Below are 1,098 nucleotides of genomic sequence, written 5' to 3'. Positions count from 1 at the left end.
ACCCTGACTTACTGCCAGGCGGTGCTGTGGATTGATCAGCTACTAACCGCCATTGACATGTCAAACAATCAACTCGCTGCAATCAGGAAGATAGAAAAGGATCGCCAGAATGCAAAAATTCCTTAACTGGCTGAAGGGCCTGTTCATCCATCCCAAAGAGACAAACACCATGGCAGAAAACACCGTAGTTACTGAACCTGCAGTAAGCGCTGAACCATCCACTGTTACCAATGCTCCGGTGGTTGAAGCAAAAGCTGGCGTACAGGACTTTGAAGCAGCACTGGCATTCGTAGAGAGCGGCGTGGCTCAGCTGGGTGAAGCTGCAAAAGATGAGCTGAAAGCGCTGGCGAAGAAATACCTGTAATGCATTACAGAGCTTTCTTTCGAGATGGCTCGATAATGCAGAATTAATTTACTGTGCGGCCAGTGGTGTCATCACCACTTTTTAGCAGGATATTCTGAATGATAATCACCCCGAACGCCTCAATAATCGGGGCGACTAAATCAGGCATCTGGACGCCAGGCACCACAGTAATCGGCAACGCATCATCTAAGCCGACAATCCCGCCGATTGACCTGACCGCCCAGATTCTTGATCCGCGCATCACGTACACCGGGCCAGCTCATTTTGTTCTTGATGACACAGGGAATCTCGACCTGTGCGACACAAATGAATGGCGCGTAGAGGGGACTATGAGTCTCGGCATCCTGGGCAGGCATGAGCCGGAACCGGCAGCCACAAATCTGCAGCCTCAGTCACGTGCCACAGTGCTGGGCGATTACATCAAAACATCTGGCATCGACAGCCTGCAGGTCAGCCAGGACGGCGGCCCTGATGGTGGAGCAATCGCACTGGCACCGATTGAGTGCGACGTATATGCATTCAGTCAGGACATCGGTGGCGCGTACCTGTACCCGCCGACTGCGTACAGTCTCACACCTGGCTGGCAGCGCATCGTGTTCACTGTCACATCGACAGCCCGAAGCGCATTGAGGCTCTGGTTTGGACGCAACAGCGTGAACGGCGCTCCGGCATTCTGGGGTACGCAAGGCCAGATGGCAGCTGGGACGTACACAGCATCATTCTATGTGCGCAGT

General features: G+C 53.5%; 3 protein-coding genes. 2 read left to right on the top strand and 1 reads right to left on the bottom strand.

All coding sequences use genetic code 11. The annotated features are described in order from the left end of the window. Positions 1-109 precede the first annotated feature (109 nt). Entirely contained in the window at positions 110-364 is a 255-nt protein-coding gene (locus GSQ70_RS00825) for a hypothetical protein (protein ID WP_158780499.1), read from the top strand. Positions 365-407: 43 nt separating this feature from the next. Here GSQ70_RS00825 and GSQ70_RS25700 read toward each other — a convergent pair whose 3' ends face one another. Beyond that, a complete protein-coding gene (locus tag GSQ70_RS25700; protein ID WP_199257205.1) occupies positions 408-605 on the bottom strand; it encodes a hypothetical protein in 198 nt (65 codons plus the stop codon). An 88-nt stretch (positions 606-693) separates the two neighbouring features. Between GSQ70_RS25700 and GSQ70_RS25695 the strand changes: the two genes are divergently transcribed. After that, positions 694-1,098, top strand: a 405-nt coding sequence (locus tag GSQ70_RS25695; protein WP_199257204.1) for a hypothetical protein, incomplete at its 3' end; no start/stop codon positions are given.

Source organism: Pantoea sp. BAV 3049 (assembly GCF_009765445.1).
GTDB lineage: Bacteria > Pseudomonadota > Gammaproteobacteria > Enterobacterales > Enterobacteriaceae > Erwinia.
The sequence above is the reverse complement of the archived record's forward strand: the minus strand, read 5'-3'. Positions and strand labels throughout refer to the sequence as shown.